This window comes from Streptomyces sp. GDS52 (genome assembly GCF_052246875.1).
GTDB classification, from domain to species: Bacteria; Actinomycetota; Actinomycetes; order Streptomycetales; family Streptomycetaceae; genus Streptomyces; species Streptomyces cathayae.
Window position 1 is genome coordinate 1,323,620 of record NZ_CM125966.1, and the last position, 17,913, is coordinate 1,341,532.

General features: G+C 70.5%; 14 protein-coding genes and 3 pseudogenes. 10 read left to right on the forward strand and 7 right to left on the reverse strand.

The features are described from left to right. Positions 1-736 precede the first annotated feature (736 nt). Entirely contained in the window at positions 737-919 is a 183-nt protein-coding gene (locus tag ACTWJ9_RS05875; RefSeq protein WP_341483678.1) for a hypothetical protein, read from the forward strand. A 49-nt stretch (positions 920-968) separates the two neighbouring features. After that, on the forward strand, positions 969-1,328 hold the full coding sequence (locus ACTWJ9_RS05880; RefSeq protein WP_279333138.1) for a hypothetical protein: 360 nt from the start codon (positions 969-971) through the stop codon (positions 1,326-1,328). An 88-nt stretch (positions 1,329-1,416) separates the two neighbouring features. Here the strand turns inward: ACTWJ9_RS05880 and ACTWJ9_RS05885 are convergent. The 3 pseudogenes from ACTWJ9_RS05885 to ACTWJ9_RS05895 all read right to left on the reverse strand — a co-directional run. Next, positions 1,417-1,745: pseudogene (locus tag ACTWJ9_RS05885) on the reverse strand (SCO5918 family protein). A gap of 50 nt (positions 1,746-1,795) precedes the next feature. Next, positions 1,796-2,086, reverse strand: a pseudogene (locus tag ACTWJ9_RS05890) (CBS domain-containing protein); the annotation flags it as partial. 1,031 nt (positions 2,087-3,117) lie between these two features. Further along, positions 3,118-3,219, reverse strand: a pseudogene (locus tag ACTWJ9_RS05895) (IS5/IS1182 family transposase); the annotation flags it as partial. Between the two features lie 109 nt (positions 3,220-3,328). On the opposite strand from ACTWJ9_RS05895, the gene ACTWJ9_RS05900 reads away from it, so the two are divergent. Beyond that, entirely contained in the window at positions 3,329-3,892 is a 564-nt protein-coding gene (locus tag ACTWJ9_RS05900; protein ID WP_443295276.1) for a hypothetical protein, read from the forward strand. Positions 3,893-4,244: 352 nt separating this feature from the next. Here ACTWJ9_RS05900 and ACTWJ9_RS05905 read toward each other — a convergent pair whose 3' ends face one another. Both ACTWJ9_RS05905 and ACTWJ9_RS05910 read right to left on the reverse strand, forming a co-directional pair. Beyond that, positions 4,245-4,886: a potassium channel family protein gene (locus ACTWJ9_RS05905; RefSeq protein ID WP_279333141.1), complete on the reverse strand. Its 642-nt coding sequence runs from the start codon at positions 4,884-4,886 to the stop codon at positions 4,245-4,247. Positions 4,887-4,956: 70 nt separating this feature from the next. Next, complete coding sequence (locus ACTWJ9_RS05910) at positions 4,957-6,327, reverse strand: TrkH family potassium uptake protein (RefSeq protein WP_443295277.1); 1,371 nt, start codon at positions 6,325-6,327, stop codon at positions 4,957-4,959. Positions 6,328-6,790: 463 nt separating this feature from the next. On the opposite strand from ACTWJ9_RS05910, the gene ACTWJ9_RS05915 reads away from it, so the two are divergent. Continuing rightward, positions 6,791-7,228 carry a hypothetical protein gene (locus ACTWJ9_RS05915; RefSeq protein ID WP_279333143.1) on the forward strand — a complete coding sequence of 146 codons (438 nt, stop codon included), beginning with the start codon at positions 6,791-6,793 and terminating at the stop codon, positions 7,226-7,228. Between the two features lie 219 nt (positions 7,229-7,447). Beyond that, complete coding sequence (locus ACTWJ9_RS05920) at positions 7,448-7,732, forward strand: hypothetical protein (protein WP_443295278.1); 285 nt, start codon at positions 7,448-7,450, stop codon at positions 7,730-7,732. Between the two features lie 513 nt (positions 7,733-8,245). Here the strand turns inward: ACTWJ9_RS05920 and ACTWJ9_RS05925 are convergent. Next, positions 8,246-8,596, reverse strand: coding sequence for a trypco2 family protein (locus ACTWJ9_RS05925; protein WP_279333145.1), 351 nt, complete (start codon positions 8,594-8,596; stop codon positions 8,246-8,248). Positions 8,597-8,687: 91 nt separating this feature from the next. Between ACTWJ9_RS05925 and ACTWJ9_RS05930 the strand changes: the two genes are divergently transcribed. The 5 genes from ACTWJ9_RS05930 (at position 8,688) to ACTWJ9_RS05950 (ending at position 16,131) form a co-directional block, all read left to right on the forward strand. Then, complete coding sequence (locus ACTWJ9_RS05930; protein WP_279333146.1) at positions 8,688-10,010, forward strand: trypsin-like peptidase domain-containing protein; 1,323 nt, start codon at positions 8,688-8,690, stop codon at positions 10,008-10,010. Positions 10,011-10,056: 46 nt separating this feature from the next. Next, on the forward strand, positions 10,057-12,363 hold the full coding sequence (locus tag ACTWJ9_RS05935) for a tetratricopeptide repeat protein (protein ID WP_388702142.1): 2,307 nt from the start codon (positions 10,057-10,059) through the stop codon (positions 12,361-12,363). An 86-nt stretch (positions 12,364-12,449) separates the two neighbouring features. Beyond that, positions 12,450-13,838 carry a hypothetical protein gene (locus ACTWJ9_RS05940; RefSeq protein WP_388702143.1) on the forward strand — a complete coding sequence of 463 codons (1,389 nt, stop codon included), beginning with the start codon at positions 12,450-12,452 and terminating at the stop codon, positions 13,836-13,838. After that, positions 13,835-14,857 carry a hypothetical protein gene (locus ACTWJ9_RS05945; RefSeq protein ID WP_279333149.1) on the forward strand — a complete coding sequence of 341 codons (1,023 nt, stop codon included), beginning with the start codon at positions 13,835-13,837 and terminating at the stop codon, positions 14,855-14,857. The genes ACTWJ9_RS05940 and ACTWJ9_RS05945 overlap by 4 nt, the downstream gene beginning before the upstream one ends. Further along, entirely contained in the window at positions 14,854-16,131 is a 1,278-nt protein-coding gene (locus ACTWJ9_RS05950; RefSeq protein ID WP_388702144.1) for an ABC transporter substrate-binding protein, read from the forward strand. The genes ACTWJ9_RS05945 and ACTWJ9_RS05950 overlap by 4 nt, the downstream gene beginning before the upstream one ends. Positions 16,132-16,151: 20 nt before the next feature. Here the strand turns inward: ACTWJ9_RS05950 and ACTWJ9_RS05955 are convergent, their stop codons facing one another. Further along, positions 16,152-17,438, reverse strand: a complete 1,287-nt coding sequence (locus ACTWJ9_RS05955) for a hydroxymethylglutaryl-CoA reductase (protein WP_279333151.1) — start codon at positions 17,436-17,438, stop codon at positions 16,152-16,154. Positions 17,439-17,913 lie beyond the last annotated feature (475 nt).

The window sequence follows — 17,913 nt, forward strand, 5'->3', positions numbered from 1 at the left end:
CAATCTGGCTTGGAACCCCACTGCCGAACCCCCGGCACGCGCGTCCGCAGCCCGACGCCTTCACCGAGGGCACCGCTCGATACAGCACTGCTGGTACTGCAACCGCATCGACTGCGGTCCTGCTCACGGCGGCCCCTCGTCACTGCGGGCCACCCGGTCCGGTCGTCAGTCCCGTCGCCGTCGTACAACAACCTGGCTTCGAAACTCCACCACCGCACCGTCATGCGTGTACTGCTGCCCGGCAGTTCGTGTCTGCCGGGCCCTGCTCGATCTCGACTACGAGAGAAACCATAATCACGCAGGCGACGAATGTCTACTGCAGCAAGCATAGATTTGGTGCGCTCGACGATGAGGTATCCCCCTGAGCCGATCTGCGAAGGCTTGGGGCCGTCCGCAGCGCAGGTCCCACGCACGGATGAGACCCAGAGCCGCCCACCGGGCTTTCCCATGACGCCGCCGACCGGCGCGGCGCGTCGACCGCGATTCTCAGTCCCCTCCGGCAAGCACGGTGACTCCGGCGGATCGGCGGGCGGGGCACAGGCGGCGGGTGGGCAAGGGCCGGGCATGGACGATCCAGAGGCCAGGGTGACCCTGATGAACGCGATGTCCGTCACCGACACACCTGTCCGTTCCACCGCGGCCGTCGCCGACACACGTGATACCGCACGGGCCTTCCTCGAAGACCTGCGGCAGCCGACGATTACCCCGGGGAGCCGCGGACACCGCGGTCCTGATCGTGTCCGAACTCGTCACCAGCGCCCTGCGCCACAGTGGGGGCACCTGGACACCGGAACTGACGGCCCACCCGTTCCCCGTCGAGGTGGCCGTCCACGATCCCGACTCGCAGGCGCCGCACATGCGCACGCTTGACCTGTATTGCGGCACCGGGGAAGCCGTGTGCGCCCGTCTTACCGGGTAGTGCCACCACCTGGGCCGCGCGGACGGGCCGGTGCATAGAATCCGATCTCATGCCGAAGCCTGACGAGCTGATCGTTGACATAGCCGCCCTGGTGGAGTCCGGGCGGAGCAATCAGATGTCCCTGACCGTGGTCACCGGTGGTGCTGTCATCACCGGTCGCCTGGCTCCCGAAGCCGTGTGGAGGCAGAGGGTGTCGGAGGTTTTGACGGATTCCGCCGACCTGGGCGAGTTCTCTGCCGTCTTCGACTCCCCGGCGAAGAAGGACGGGCCGCCCACGCATCTGCACTTCCATGTCGCCCGGATCCTGCAGGGCCCGGTGGGGATTCCGGAGACGGGCGGAATGTATCGCGTTGCGATCGAGGACGTCAGTGCCTGGACCGTGGGCGACTTCAGCTACTCCGACCACTGACCCACTGACCCGCCGCCGCGCCGGGAGCGGCACGGCACACAGTGAGGCTCGACCGGCGTGCCGGTCGGGCCTCACTGCTCTGTTCGGCTCACACCTGTCCGTAGGTCAGGCGGACAAGGGGAGTGCCGAGCGTTGCGGAAGCCCGCTCTGGTACGGGCTGGTCGTGGGCGCAGGGGCGGCTTTGGTGTGGCTGCGGCAGGTGAAGCCGAGTCGGGCCATGGCACTGAGGACCTCGCCGGTGCTGAAATCGCGGCGGTCCTGGCGGGTGATGACCTGGCCGACCTGCTTGGCGGGGTAGTGGCGTCGCCCGATGATGACGAAGTCACCGGTGACCGACTCGGGCTTGATGCCCTTCATCGATTCCAGCACGCCGCTCTTGGTCAGGTCGAACGGGAAGCGGGCGATGACACAGCGCATGATCTCTCACAGGGAGAAGAGAGAACGGGGCCGAGTGTGGTGAGGGCGGTTCAGCGGGAGAGGGCGAGCACGCCCGGAGCGCTGCCGTGTTCTTCGGCCATGGGCAGGGTCCCGAGCGGCTGGTGGCGCATCGCGTGCTCGGCTTCGGCCATCGTGTTCAGCGGGGATGCGCAGGGCCCGAAGTCGCCGGCGATGTCGCGCAGGCGGATCCGGTCCGTGCATCCGGAGCTGTCACGGACGGCGGTGAGCCGGGCCAGGGTGACCAGGCCGGTGCGCAGGCCGTCCTCGTCGCAGACGACCAGGTGGCCCGTACGGGCGGCGGCCATGACGGACAGCGCCAACGCGCTTTCACTCCACCAACCGAGCACGAAACTTGCCCGATATGTCGCTAAGGTGAACATGGGTAGGGTTTGGCCGGATACTCGCACGAATAGTGCGGACGTTGAAACGACATGGAAGGCGACCGCGTTACCGCAGGTCAGGCCGCCTGGCAGGCGGGACCTCTGCCACGCCAGTCCCTTCAGGTGCCCTGACCAACCCGGCAACACACTTGACACACCATCAGCAAGAGCATCGTTTCAGCGTCAAGATATCGCCCATACCGCACATAATGCGCACGCACAAAACCGCAGGTCAGGAACCTTTCGTGGCAGGCTCAAGCACCGCCACGCACTCCACTGATGTGCCATCGGGAACACATGGAACCGACCACCAAGGCGCCGGTTCCGCCGAGTCGGCGTCTACAAATGCGTTCAACCGATCGCACACACGAATTCCCGTGCCCACTCGCCCCCAGCGTTCGGCCAACCGAGCACCAGTCCACACCGCACCGTCACCCTGTATAGAGCCGAAAGAGTAACCACGGGCATCGGGAGTCCTCTGGGACTTCTCTGGGACTTCCGGCCGCATCAACGGGCATGACCGTGAAACAGCCGAAAGGACGTCTGCGCAGGTCAGCGATGCGGGGCGACAGTGCGCTGCAGGTCAGGGGGTCGACTGGTCCCTTCCGGGACATCTGAAGGTCCTCGGAAAAGACGCCGTCATACCCCTTCTGACCTGGGTGAACGCGAGGCAAGAGGGGGCGTGGCGGCGCCTCTGGGACTTTTCTGGGACTTTCGGCCGGGACCGGAGGCGTCATCTTGCGGACCGGGGCGAGTCCGGGAAAAGGGCCAGGTCAGGACCTTTTCCCGGCTCGCTGCCCCGCGTGCGGGCCGCCCAGAGCGTCATGACCGACAGCCCACGCCTCTGCTCGGGGCAGAACATGCTGCCGCAACCATGCTCACCCGGCACGGGCCCGCGCTGCTCACTCCAGACACCGGCTCGCACATCACGGTTCCCTCCCGAACGCGACCGCGCGGTGACCAGCAGGTACCCGGTCCTTCAGCGGCGGGCTCCACGGCCGGCCCCTGCGGACCGAACCCGCGCCTTCCCGGCGCAGCGCGGTGATCGGCTTGTCGAACTGACGCGGGCTCAGCCTGGAGAACGGGGCTGTCCGGACACCTCAGGGTCCTGACTCGTCAAGCTGCGGCCGTCAGCCCGCTGGGTAGCCTGTCGATCTGTTCGAACGGGATGAAGGTGGGGGCGTGGAGACGCTGGTGGAGGGGGCCGTCGCGGAGGCACTTCGTAACGAGCACGGTGCGGTGATCCGCCTGTATGTCGCCGCCTGCGCTGAACGCATGGCGCCACTGTTCGTGGGCCTGCGGGCAGGCGCGCCGGGGCGGGAAGTCGACCTGGACCTCTCTACGGAGTCCGTGCGCGATCTTTGGTGCGTCGACCGGCCGTTCACCGACGTCGCCGAGCGTGTACGCCTGCTGGAGCGGTTCCCGGAGCTTCAGCCGATCGAGGAGGGGATGACCGATGCCGCCGACACCTACGCCTTCTTCGCCGTCCTCTGCCTGCGGTATGCCCTGCTGGCCCACGGCTCGGGAAACGCTGCTGACGCGGTGTCCTGCGGCCATGCGGCGCTCACCGCGATGGGGGTGCTGGACCAGAACGCGGCGGGTGCCGGCCTCCTCGCCGAGGAACAGCGGCTCCAGTCCCTCTCGCTGAGCGGTGACACCTCAGGTCTGTGGGACGCGAGCGTCACGGCAGGGCGGGAGAGGTTCCGTGCCGTGGTGGGCCGCTTGCCCCGCTGGGCATGCTCCTGACCGCTGCCGGTGACCTGCGGCCTCCGGTCGTGCGGCGGCTGTGCCCACCTCGTCGGGTGAAGGTGGGCAAGCCGGCGCCTCGGCATTACGGCTTCCCCTCCTGACCCCGCCGACCGCGTCGGACTGCCGGCATTCCGACGGCCCCTGCGACACGAGGAAGGGTGACGATCAGCTTCTTCGAGGTCCTGTCCGCCTACGGCTCGAGCGCCGACGACGACGGCTCGGCCTTCGCCGGTCCGAACGCGGACGCGCACTGGTTCACACCATGAGCGGGCTCACGCTGCTGCTCGGTCGGCCTGGATCGTCGTTCCGTCGATGTCCGAGGCCGTGGTGCCTGCGTCGACGGTGCGTCTCACCGGTCCAGCTCCGCGAACATCTCCACCGCCCGGGTCCTGCCCGTGACGATGATGACGTCGCCGGGATGGACGACCGTCTCGGCGGTGGCGTGGGTGAAGTCGGCGCCGGGGCGTTTGATGCCGACGACGGTCACGCCGTACGTACTGCGCACCCGGCTCTCGCCCAGCGGGATCCCGCCGACGACCTTCGGGGCGAGCGTCTTGATCAGCGCGTAATCGCTGTCGAAGGCGATGAAGTCCAGCATCCGGCCGGTGACCAGGTGGGCCACGCGCTCGCCCATGTCGTGCTCGGGCAGGACGATGTGGTGGGCACCGATGCGTTCCAGGATCTGGCCGTGCTGCCGGGTGGTGGCCCGGACCCAGATGGCGGCCACGCCGGCGTCGACGAGGTTGGAGGTGGTCAGGATGCTGGCCTCCAGGTCGGTGCCGATACCGACCACCACGCGGGAGAACTCGCCGACGCCGAGCTGCGCCAGCGCAGCGGGGTCGGTGCAGTCCGCGGCGGCGACCTGGGTCAGCTCTTCGCCGACCCTCTGGACGATGCCGACGTCGGCGTCGACGCCGAGCACGTCCCAGTCACGCCGCATCAGCTCAGCCGCCACGGACCGTCCGAAACGGCCGAGACCGATCACCGCCACTCTGGAATCGCGGGCCGGGCGACGATCGGCGGAACTCCGACGTCGGTGTGGGCGCAGTGACTTGAAGTGGTCAGCCAATGACGGGTCGCTCCTCGGGCAGGGTGTACCGGCGGTCGCGCTGACGCAGTGCGAGCGCGCTGGCGAGAGTGATCGGGCCGACGCGCCCGACGAACATCATGACGATGACGGTGAGTTGGCCCGCTGCGGGAAGTTCCCCGGTGATGCCGGTACTCAGGCCGACCGTGCCGAAAGCGGAGACGGCCTCGAACAGGACCGCCAGGACCACGCCGGCTCTTTCCCTGGTGACGGCGAGCAGCACCAAGGTGCCCGCCATGACGAGACCCACACCCAGCAGCGCCACGGTGAGGGCCTGGCGCAGCGTGGCCGTGGAGAGCCGGCGGCCCATGATGTCCGCGTCGGTGCGCCCGCGGATCTCGGCCAGCATCGCCGCTCCCAGGACCGCGAATGTGGTGACCTTGATGCCGCCCGCGGTACCCGCGCTGCCGCCGCCGATGAACATCAGCACGCAGAGGCCCAGGAGGGTGGCCGGTTCCATGGCACCGGTGTCGACGGTGTTGAAGCCGGCGGTACGCGAGCTGGCAGCGGTGAAGAACCCGTCCAGCAGCTTGTCCCCCCATTCCAGGGATCCGAGGGTCCTCGGGTTGCTCCACTCCAGCGCGCAGGTCATGACGGTGCCGACGGCGAGCAGGACCGCGGAGGTGAGGAGGGTGAGCCGGGTGTGCAGGGACCAGCGGTGCCGGGTGCCGCCGCGGGCGCCCGGGCGGCTGCGCAGCAGTTCGAACAGTACGGGGAAGCCGAGGGCACCGAGCACACAGGCGGCGGCGATCGGCAGGACGATCCAGGGATCGTGCGCATAGCCGACGAGGTTGTCGTCGCGCAGCCCGAACCCGGCGTTGCTGAAGGCGGAGATCCCGTAGAAGATCCCGTGGTAGACGGCGTTTCCGGCCGTCAGGCCATGGCCGATGTGGAAACGGGCCGTGAGCACGGCGGCGGTGGCCAGTTCGATGGCCAGCGTGATGCCCGCAACTCCCAGGACCACCCGACGGATGCCGCCGACGCTGAGGCTCCTCTCCTCCTGCGTGGCGAGCTGTGTCCGCAGTCGCAGCCGACCGGAGACGAGCAGGGCCAGCAGCGACGCGAGCGTCATGATGCCGAACCCTCCGATCTGGATCAGAGCCAGGACCACGCCCTCGCCGAACGCGCTCCAGTGGCTGCCGGTCCCCACGAGGGGCAGCCCGCCGCTGACCGCCCCCGTGGAGGTGAACAGGGCAGTCAGTACGCCGGTGTCCCTGCCGGGCTCGGTGGCGGCCGGCAGCATCAGCAGGGCCGCACCCAGCACGACGACGAACGCGAAGGCCAGGACGACGCCACGGGTGGGATAGGCGGCCAGCCGGGACCACCGGGCCCGAGTCGTACCCACGGCCACCAGCAACCTCCGATGCCCCTCCGCCACATTTCCTCCTCGTGCCCCGTCGCACGGGGAGGCCGGTGAACGCGGCCACCGGCCCACAGCATCCCTTCCGGAGCGGGCGTACGGAACGCGCCACGGCGTCAAGAAGACGGGGAACCGGCTGATGGCGGCAGTGCACAGGGTGGCGTCGCGGGTTCCGCGGGAGCTCGTGCGGCAGGGCTGGGACTGTCAGGCGAGTGGCCCTGTCTCACATTCGGTGGTGACGGTAAGTAGTTGCCGTGGCTGGCGGCAGCACTCCCAGACCAGCACGGGTGACGCGACCGTCGACACCGTTTCCGTCCCGCTCGACGGCGTGTCTGCGGCTGCTCTCCTCAGAGCCCGGACCAGGCACATCAGCGATGACTTTCTGTCACCACCGAATGGTGAGACAGGCCCGTTAAGTTGACACACCCGAGCGAAGGGAGAATCGCCTGTGAAGAAGTCACCCCTCGCCGTGCTCGCCCTGGTGGGCGCGCTGGCAGTCGGTTGCGCACAGGAAGCCCGAACGGCAGCAGGCCGTTCGGAGAAGCAGACGGCGGAAGCATACGTGGTAGCCCTCAACAAGAAGGACGTGGACGCACTCGTCAAGCTGGGCACTCCTGGCTACAAGGACGCGGAGAAAGATGCCGAGGAACTCGTCGCGGCCGACGGCGGCCGCGGACTGAAGACCGAGAACATCCGTATGTCGCACGACTTCGGACCGGACGTGGTCAGCGCCCGGATCACGAGCACCGACAAGGAAGGCGAGACATTCGCCCTGGACCTGCCGATGTCCCGAGACGACGACACTTGGGTGATCACTCTGGGAGAAGCTCCGGGATTCGGTAGAGATGGCAAGGAGTCCTCCTCCGCCAAGAAACCGTCGGCCTAGCACTGTCTCGATCAGTAAGCGGGCACCCCCCGGGGGGGTGCCCGCTGGGCTCTGCCGTTCTCGCGATCCGCGCGGAATGATCACGTGAGCCCGAGGGCTGCCGGTGGCCGGGTCATGTCCCGTCCGTGATGACGCAGGCTCTCGGCGATGTTGTCCCACCCGGCCAGGCGGAGCGCACCGCCGGTCCGTACGCCTCACCCAAGGACGGTGTCCCCTGACATGCAGCCCGCCGACTCACCCGACGCCCTCTTGCATGCCACCACCGAGGGCATCGCACGCCGAGTGACAGGAGAGAAAGGGCCCGCCACGGCGCTGAGGTCAGTACGCGAACTGATCGACAACGACGAGGCAGAGCTGGCTCTGGACGACCTGGCACGAGTGATCGAATACTTCCGCATCCTCATCCTCCGAGTGGAATACGATCAGCTCGTCACAGCAGCGACCCTACTGAATTCGATGGACTCGTTGCTCGAAACCGGTGTTGAACGACTTGTCACCGCATGAAGAAATTTTGTGACCGCGCCCGACCATCGCACTCATTCCGCTGCGACCACCCGTCCCGGACTGCACGACCGTGGTACACACCGGTCCGCCCGGCTTCGGAGGGCTCACCGGCCGCGAACGTCACCGAAGACGGGTTGCTCTCCAAGGTGGACGCCCGGTCATCGGACCCCAGCCCACAGCACACTCACGCGCCCTGCACAGAGCCGAAGGAGTGGCTGCGGGCAGTGGAAGTTCCCTGGGATTTCGGGCCGGGAGCAAGTCGCTCCCGAGCGAGGCAGGAGGTGTGCGTACTCGCGGAGGATGAACCCGGGATCCGCATGGCCGAGCCACCGTGCCGGAGGCACCACCGACTCGTCGGCCTCATCCGGAACGGGATTCCGGATATGGAAGTTGATGAGGCATCACACCACAGTCCTGGGTTCCAGGAGGTCCGACGCCTCCGTCTCCGGCGGAAGCAGCCGACGCCTCCTCGGCCGGCAGGAAACTCAGGCTCCGGTTCTGCGGCGCGTCACCCTAGCCCCGCAGGAGGGAGCCGTCGTGCGGTTCCGGCCGGTGGGGGGCAGCGGTGTCCTCGCGGCTCACCTTGTGGTGAGTGCCGTCGGGGCGGGGAAGGGGCTTGAGGGCGACCTCGATGCGGTGCGTGGAGTCATGGCTCACCGAGCCGCCCAGACGCGCCTCGACCACGCCCAGGCGCAGGCCCGCCCCGCCCTCGCCGGCCCGGTGGAACTGCACCGAGAACTCCAGGCTGACCTGCTCCACGGTGAACCGCCAGTCGCTCTCCGCTCCTTCCGCCTGGGCCCGCGCCAGCTCCGCACGGACCGAGCCGATGGCCTCCGCAAGACCGATCGGTTCCACATCTCCCATGTCAACGCACCCCCGTTTTCCGTTGGTTGACCGATCCACTCTGCTCACAAGTCTAGGGACGCACCATGCTGTGCGCGTAGTGTGAGACAGCATGGGGGAATTGCGTGCGGACTGGAGACTCAGACTGCGACGCGAGGACGCGCACGGCCCCGTCTGTGGTGCCGGCGTGCTCGTCGACCAGTACACGGCACTGACCTGCGCACACGTCGTGCGCCGCCCGGACGCCGTCATGTGGCTGGAGTTCGCCGAGAACAGCGGGCTCGAACCGGTCTCCGCACGCGTCCTGCCCGGCGGCTGGCTGCCGGAGCGCGAGAACGGCGAGGACGTCGCCGTGCTGCGCCTGGACAGCCCCCGCCCGCAGGCCCGTCGTGCCCTGCTGGAAACCGGGCTGTGGGGCGGGATGGAGGTCTACGCGACCGGTTACGCGGAGGGCTTCGACGACGGCATGAGCCTGTGGGGGCGGATCGGTGGCGCCAGCGGTGAACGGGTGCAGCTCGACGCCGTCACCAAGTCGGAGGTGGTGCGCGCCGGCTTCAGCGGTGCGGCCGTGTGCACCCGGCCGCGGGAAGGGCGTCCCACCCGGGTGGTCGGCCTCGTCGTCAGCTGGCGCGGCGATCTGGGCGAACTGCTGCCCGAGGACAACCGGATCTCCTTCTCGTATCTGATCCCCATGGAGCGTATCGCCGAACTCTCGCCGGTCATCAGAGAGTTGAGCAGCCCGCAGGCCTGGGATCACGGCTTCGAGGAGCGGCTGACCCGGTGGTTCGACGATCCGGACGGGGACCCGGTGAAGATCACCGTGGTGCCTCCGGGCAGCGGAAAGGACCGCTCGCTGCGCCATCTGCTGCACCGCGTCCACGTGGTCCACCGCGGCGGCGCCAGCAGGCCGGACCTCGTCGACCACGCCTTGGACCAGGTCACCTTCCCGGCCGGCGAGTACCTGGCGTACTGGGACTGGCTGCGCGGCGCCAAGCCCGCACCCGCGCAGGCGGCCGACCGTGCGCCCGTCCGGCCGGTCACGGTCCTCGTCGACGGCCTCGACGAGGAGCCCCGGCCGGGTCCACTGATCGAACTCCTGGCCCGGTTACGGGTGTTCGGCTTCCGGCTGCTGCTCGTCTTCCGCCACGAGGGCGGCCCCGGCTGGACCGCGTCCCGCGACCGGCTCCTGCGGCCCGCGCTGCTCCACCACGCGGACACCCTGCTCGCCCGTCTGCGGAGCGCGGAGTTCAGCCGGGCGATCCGCCGCGACATCGTCGACAGCGCCTCCCTCGACTCCGTGACCGAGACGGCCGACCGGCACCGGGCCGCGCGCCACCTGATCGACGGGGAGCAGGACCCGCAGCGGCAACTCACCCGGCTGCGCGCACTGATCAGGGCCCTGCGCGCCGACCTGAGACACCACGGAGACCGGTGATGCGGTGCTCCGCCCGCCCCGGGCAGGGGAGGAGGACCACACGAAGATGACGACCTGCCCGCACCGCCGCTTCACCGGAGCCCCCTGCGGCGGCACCGTGCTGCCCACCGGCCACTGCGCCGCGTGCGGCCGCGCGGAGAACGGCCCCGCACTGCCCGCCCTTCCCGAGGACCCCCGGGAACGCGGCCCCCGCGAGCTCCTCGCCCTCCCCGAGCGGGAACCACGCCCCGCCGAGGAACGCCTCGTCCGTCCCGAGGCGCCCCTGCGCATCCGCATGGACTGCTCGTCCCCCGGGTGCGGCATCACCTTCGCCCCGCCCTACACCGAGGGCCCGGTACCGATCAAGGGGTTCTGCCCGGTCTGCGGCGAGCGCTACTCGTACCGGCCCGAACTCGCCGAGGGCGACCTGCTGCGCGACCAGTACCGGATCATGGGACCCATCGCGCACGGCGGACAGGGCTGGGTCTACCTCGCCGAGGACACCCACCTCGGTGACGTCGTCGCCGTCAAGGGACTGCTCAACCGGTACGAGCACGACGGCGCCCGGCTCGCCGACGTCGAGCGCCGCAACCTCGTCGCCATCCGCCACCCCCGCATCGTGCAGATCCGCGACTTCGTCGCCCGCAGCGACGACACCGGCCAGGTCACCGGCGGCTACATCGTCATGGACGACGTCGGCGACGGCACCCTCGCGAAAGTCGTCGAGGACGTCCGGCGCGGTACGTCCGTCCTCGACATCGAGCACGTCGCGGCGTACGGCTGCCAGATCCTCGAAGCCTTCGTCCACCTGCACGCCGACGGCGAACGGGTCTTCGTGTACGGGGACATGAAGCCCTCCAACGTCGTGCACCACCGGGACGGCGTCAAGGTCATCGATCTCGGCGGCATGCGCGAACAGGGCCAGAGCCAGCCGCCCGCCCATGTCACGGCCGGCTACACGGCGCCCGAGACCGAGACGTCGGCCGTGCCCACCGTCGCCCACGACCTGCACACCGTCGGCGCCACCCTGCGGGAGCTCGCCCGCTGGGCCGTCGCCGAGGTGCCCGGCCTCGGCACCGCCTCCTTCCATCGGGTCGTCGACCGTGCCGTCCGGCCCTCCCCGTACCGGCGCTTCACCGACGCCCGCGAGATGGGCGGCCAACTGCGCGGCGCCCTGCGGGAGATCCGCGCGCTGCGCGGCAAGAGCGACCCGCCCGAGCCCTCCGACTACTTCCGGCCGTCCACCCGGCTGCTCGGCGCCCGGCTCGGCACGGTGCCGGACATCGGGCACTGGCTGGACCGCCCCCGCCGCGACCGGTACGAGCCGCCCGTGGCGCCGGCCCTCGACCTCGGCGCCCCCACACCCACCGAGATCGCCGCCTGCCTGCCGGTGCCGAGACCGTATCCGGGCGATCCGCAGACCGCGCGGTTCGAGGTGAGCAGCGGCTACGACCCGGGCCAACTCCTCGAGCAGGAGGACGAGAAGCCGCGCTCGGTGGAGATCCACCTGCACAACGTGCGCGTCCTGCTGGACCGGAACACCGGGGAGGACCTGGAGCGGGCCCAGGAGGAACTCGACACGGCCGACTCCGTTCCCGGGCCGCCCGCCGTGCGCCGGTGGCGGCTGGAGTGGCACCGCGCCCTGCTCGCGCTGCGCAGCGCCGACCTCGACGACGACCCGCGGCAGGTCGTCGAGGCCAGGAGGCACTTCACGCGGGTCCACCTCGAACTGCCCGGCGAGTACGCGCCCAAACTGGCCCTCGCCTACTGCGCGGAGCGGCTCGGCGACGACACGGCCGAGCCCACGGCCGAGGAGCTGTACGAGGTGGTGTTCGCCCGCAACCCCGCGCACGGCGGCGCCGCCCTCGGCCTGGCCAGGCTCGCGCTCCGCGCACGCGACCGCCGGGCGGCCATCGAGGTGCTCGGCCGGGTCCGGCCGGGCACCCTGGACCACACCGTCGCCCGGATCGCCTCCCTGCGCATCAGCGCGGCCCGGCTGCCCGGAGACGGTGATCCGCTGCCCTCGCCCGCCGAGGTCGACGCGGCGCTGGCCGAACTGCGCGGCCTCGAGGGCGGCAGTCCGGGCGCCGGGGAGCCCCGCCTGTCGGAGGACGAGGCGCTGCGCCTGGGCACCGAACTCCACGAATGGAAACTGGACGCGGTGCACAGCCTCAGCGACCGGCCCGGTGCGCCGGGAGGGGGTGCCGGACGGCTCGACGCCCGCACGCTGCGACGTCTGAGCACGCCGGAGCGCGAGTCGCGCAGGCAACTGGAGGCGCACTACCGGCGACTGGCGGCCCGCCACCACGAACCGGCCGCCCATGAACACCTCGTGGACCTCATGCACGCGGTACGGCCCCAGAGCGTTTTCTGACCGCACGGCACGGCACGACAGACCGATGCGGCACCCGGCACCCGGTGTGCCGCGGTGACGAAGGCGAAGGAGCGGTGATGTACGCCATGAGCAGCCACACCCGGCCGCCGCAGCCGGGCATCCGACTGCACGTCGACCTCGGCGGCGATCCGCACCCGCACCGGAGCGCGAAGATAGAGGCCCATCTGCGGGTGGACGTGGCCGCCGACGGCGCTCCCACCGATCTGCCCGCGGTCCAGCTCGCCGTGATCATCGCGGTGGACGTCGCCGAGTCCCACCGGGCGGCCGTCCGGCACGCCCTGCCGTCGGCGCTGCGTGCCCTGCCCGACCGTATCTCCTTCGCCGTGCTCGGCGGCGGCCCCGAGCCGGTCCGCTGCTATCCGCGGGGCGCCGACGAGTGGGCCGTCGCCGACCGGGAGGAGAGACGCCGGGCCGCCTTCGTCGCGGGCTCGCTCCCACTGCACCGGGAGGGGCCGCGCCCTGCCGGGTACGCCGCCTGGGTGGCCACAGCGCGCGCCCTGCTCTTCGGACGGCCGGTGTCCGTACGCCATCTGGTGCTGATCACCGACGGCAGCAGCGCCGCCGGGGAGACCCTTCTGGAAGAGGAACTGGACGCCTGCGCGGGGCAGTTCACCTGTGACGTGTTCGCCGTGGGCGCGAACTGGGTTCCCGACCCCCTGCTGACCCTCGCCGAACGGCTGCACGGCACGGCCGAGTTCGTGGACGACGGACTCGGCCATGCGATCACCGCCGCCATCCAGCGGCTGCGCCGGGTGCACACTCCCCGGCTGCCGATCGAAGTGACCGTGCGGCCCTCGGTCCGCCAGGTCTCGCTCAGCGAGAAGACGCCCCGGCCGCACCGACTCGGCGGGCTGCCCCAGCCCGGCCGGCCGCACCGCTGGAAATTCCCGACCTACCAGTGGGAGCAGGGCAGACGCGACTACCTGCTCACCCTGGTCGCCGACTCCGACGCCGACCCGCTGGAGACCGAGCTGCAGTTCGCCATGGTCTCCATCGGCGAGGTCCACGCGCCCGTCATCGCCCGCTGGCACCTCCCCGAGCAGTCCCCGCCCCACGCCCCGACGGGCACCGACAGCGTGCGGGACCTCAACGCCACCGCCAGGATGCGGAGGCTTCTCCGCCAGGGCCTCACCGCTCTCCAGGAACACCGGCCGGACATCGCCGAGGACCGCCTGGGACAGGCCGCCCGGCTGGCGGCGCGGTTGGGCACGGACTGGGTGCTGGACGAGATCCGCACGGTCGCCGACATCGAGGACGCGGCCGCGGGGCTGGTCCGGCTGGGCGCCGTCGACGCCGGCTCCCTCGGCCCGATGATCCTGCGCGCCGGATCCCGTCCCGGTGGGCCCCTGGCCGACGCCGTCGGGGCGCGACCGGGCCCGCGCTGCGGCGGCTGCGGCACTCCGGCCGGGAGCGAGGCCCGTTACTGCATCGCATGCGGGGAGAAGCTGCTGTGAGCACCGGACGCGCCGCCTCCCGGTACCGGTTCTCCCCCGCCGCCTTCTGGCGCCGACGTCTGAGCCCCTGGCGGACCCGCCGGCTGCTGGAGGTGCATCTGCTGGTCCTGTTCCTGCTCACGGCCGTGGCGTCGACCGCCCTGTTCCTCTCCTGCCGTCAGGTCCAGCACAGCGCCGAAACGCTCGCGGCCCGCGAGGCACCGGCCGTGCAGGGGCTCGCCGCCACCCGGCTCGCGGCCCTGCGGGCCGACCGGGAGGCCCACACCCTGGTGGAAAGGGGCCTCACCGACGTCACGGGCTCGGACGATGCCTACCGGTCCCAGCTCTCGGCCGCCGACCAGGGCCTGTCCCGGATCGCCGACCGCACGGACCAGGACCTCGGCACGGTCAAGGGCCTGCTCGCCACCTACAGCGACTCGCTCGCCCTCGGCACGTCCCCCTACCCTGACCAGCCCCTCGTGCGGAAGCAGAAACTCGAAGAGGCGACATCGCTGCTCACCCGCAAGTCGGTGGGACTCGTCCCCCGCCTGGACGCCCTGCAGCAGGTCCAGCTGAGGCACGCCGAAGCCACCGCCACCCTGGGGCAGTGGCAGCGCGGCGGGTGGTGGCTCGCCGAACTCGCCCTGGCGCTGACGGGGTTGACCCTGCTCTCGGCGCTGTTCGTGCTGCGCGACCGCTGCGGCCGTGACTGGAATCCGTACCTGCTCGCGGCCTTCGTCCTCACCGCGCTGCTCGCGGTGGTCCCGCTGACGGCGATGTCCTCCACCCAGGAGGGCCTCGACGGGGCGATCAGGGATCTGCGGCAGATCACCGACGTGTCCCGGGAAAACGGCACGGAGCCGGCCGACGCCCAGCAGGAGGTCACGAAGAAGTCGGAGGAGGTCCGGCAGAAGACGGCCGAGGACGCCTGGACCGCCCCGGTGTACCAGGGCACTTTCGTCGGCAGCCTGCTGACCGTCGTCCTGCCCGCGCTGGGGCTCGGTCTCCGGCTCGACAACGACTACTGGAGGCGACGGTGACCCGGCGGTTCAAGACGCTGGTCTTCGCCATGGTCATGCTGCTGCTCACCGCCTTCGGCATGGTGGTGGTCTGGGCGCAGCACGACGACGAGGAACCGGTGACCATCCTCGGAACGTGGACGGCCAAGCAGGCGGAGCAGTTCGAGACCCTGCTGCACGGCTTCGGCGTCCCCTTCCGCTACCAGGGCACCGCGGCCCAACGGGACGTGCTGCTCTCCAAGGTGCAGGCGGGGGAGCCCCCGGACATCGTGATCATGCCGGGCCTCGGCGAACTCGCCGAATACGCCGACCAGGAGCTCCTCAAACCGCTGAACCGGCTCTATGAGCCACAGGAGTACGGCGCCCCCTGGCAGTCGACCGGCTCACCCTCCGAAGACGTCTACTGGGTCCCGGTCAAGGCGGACCTGAAGAGCATCGTCTGGTACCGCGAGGGTCACCGGCCCGCCGAGGAGCCTGCTCCACTGGGAAGTTGGTGCATCGGCATGGGGGACGACGGCGCCTCCGGCTGGCCCGGCACCGACTGGATCGAGGACCTCGTACTGCAGCGGGCGGGCCCGGACGTCTACGAGAAGTGGGCGCTGGGCACGGGCGAGGTGCAGTGGTGGCGCAGTGATCCGGTGCGCACGGCCTGGAAGGCGTGGACCGAGCTGCTCCGGCAGGACGAGGACGCGGCCGAGGACGCTCTGCTCACCGACCACCGCGGCACCCCGGACGGCAACGGGCTGTTGTTCGACGGCCGGGACGGGTGCACCCTGGAGCACCAGGGCTCCTTCGCGCTCTCCTTCTACAAGGACGACGCGCGGCACGCGGACCTGGTGGACTCCGCTCCGCTCCTGCCCGGAGGCGGCGGCGAGGTCCGGGCCCACGAGGTGACCGGCGACTTCGCCGCGCTGTTCAGCGACCGCCCCCAGGCCCGTGAACTGATCCGCCGGCTGGCCTCCGCGGAGGGCCAGCAGAAGTGGGCCGATCTGGCGGACGTCTTCTCGGCGAACCGCCGGGTGGAGCAGGGAGAACCACAGGACGACGCGGTCGAGTACAAGATCGCACAACGGCTCGGTGAAGGCCCCCGCTGCCTGGACGCCTCGGACGTCATGGCACCTGCCGTGCGGGGCGCCTTCTACGAGGCCGTCCTGCTGACCATCGCAAGGGTCGCCGACGGTCAGGACCCCGACATCGAGGGTGTCCTCCACGATGTGCAGAGGATGCAGGACGCGCAGTCCGCCCGAGGCGCCGACAACAGAGCGGCGCCGAAGACGGTGTGCAGCAAACAGTGAGCACCGGACCGGAACCGGGGTCAGGGCCCGGCCTCCGAGACCGGGCGAGGCACCGGCACGGGCCGGGGCTCGCCGACCGTCGGCGCCGACATCGGCGTCGGCGCCGGCGGGATGCCGATCCGTTGTGCGGCGCTGTTCCGGCGGGGCGGCCTGTTGCGCCCGAGGCGTTCGTGAGCGTCGGCGAAGTGCCCGGCGACGGCCGCGGAGACCGTCGAGAGGTCCAGGGCCAGAGCGAAACCGGCGATGATCTCCGCCAGCCGGACGGCGCTTCCCCGGCCGGTACACCCCATCGCTTCCAAGAGCTCGTGCTGCGTAGGCAGGTGGGTACCGCCCCCGACCGTGCCGACCGCCAGACCGGGCAGGGTCATACTCGCGTAGACGCCGTCCCGCGTGCGCTCGAGGATGAACTGCCCCACGCTCGACTCGTGAACGCAGGCGATGTCCTGGCCGGTCGCCGTGAAGATCGCCGCCACGATGTTGGCGGTGTTCGCGTTGGACCCCAGGACCCCGCTGTGGACTGCTCCGGCCGTGATGTGCTGGTATCCCGTGACCAGCTCGTCGGGGGTGGTTCTCAGGACCCGTCGGACGACCCCCTCCGGCAGTAGGCAGTCGGCGGCCACCCTGATTCCGCGGCCTTCCGCCACGGCCTGGGCCGACGCCTTCTTGTCCCCGGAGGTGTTCCCCTCGATGAGGAAGGACTCGAGCTCCTCGTCCGCGACCAGCTGCGGCTGTCGCAGGATCCACTGGCACGCGTGCCAGGTGCAGGCGGTCGTCATGTTCTGTCCTGCCGCGTCCCCGGTGGTGTACCTGAACCTCAGGTGGACGGTCCTGCCCAGGACCACGGGCTCGATCGAGAGGAGCGCGGCGTGGTCGGACACCTGCCGGATGATCGTGCGGAGGTCGTCGAGGTGCCGGATGACCGCCGAGGCGAAGCGGGCGGCGCCGGCCAGTCGGGAGAACGCGAAGACAGGAGCACGCGTCATCGCCTGCAGGGCGGCGCGTGTGCTGACGCCGCCCGCCATGGTGACGGCCAGGGCCCCCCGCGTCGCCGACGAGACCAGGGCGCCTTCCGTCGTGGCCATGGGAGCGTAAACCTCGCCCTGGACGTTCGCCCCGCGGAACAGCAGGGGCCCGGCCACGCCGACCGGGATCTCGACGGTGCCGACGAGCCCCTCGATGTTGCCGGTCAGCTTGGTCGCGTCGAGCCGGGTGTGCTGCAGGGAGTCCAGTCCCGACCGGGTCATGGAGCGGAGCCAGTCCAGCCGCTGGAGCCGCGCCGCCTCCGTGTAGAGCCCCCGGGCAGGCACGTACCGTCCCGGGGACCGTGACGGACGGGGCAGACCCGGGCTTTCTCCAGAGCTCATACGGCATCGCTTTCCTCTGTGGCGGGCGTCGGCCCGTTGCTCGCAGATGTGGTCACGGTGTGCGGGGGCACCGGTTCGACGTGGTCACCGGCCCCATGACGCTCGGCACACGTGGCCCCGCGGCCGGCCCCGGCGGACGATGCGCCGAGTCGGCCCTCCGATGACGGCCCCCGCCCGGCACCTTGCCCTGGCCACGTCCGAACTCCCCCTCGCCCCCACCCCGACGCCGGAGACAGCCCCGGCACCGGCTCAACGACACCTCGACCCACTGGTTACGCACGGAAGACGGCGCCGAAGTGCCCCGGTCCCCGTCGAGCAACCCCGTTCCGGGCCAAGCCCCCACCCACGCCGCACCGCCCCTCTCGGGCCGGGAGCCGGCAGGACCCGGATCCGGAAGAGACGTTTGTTCCGGCTCGAT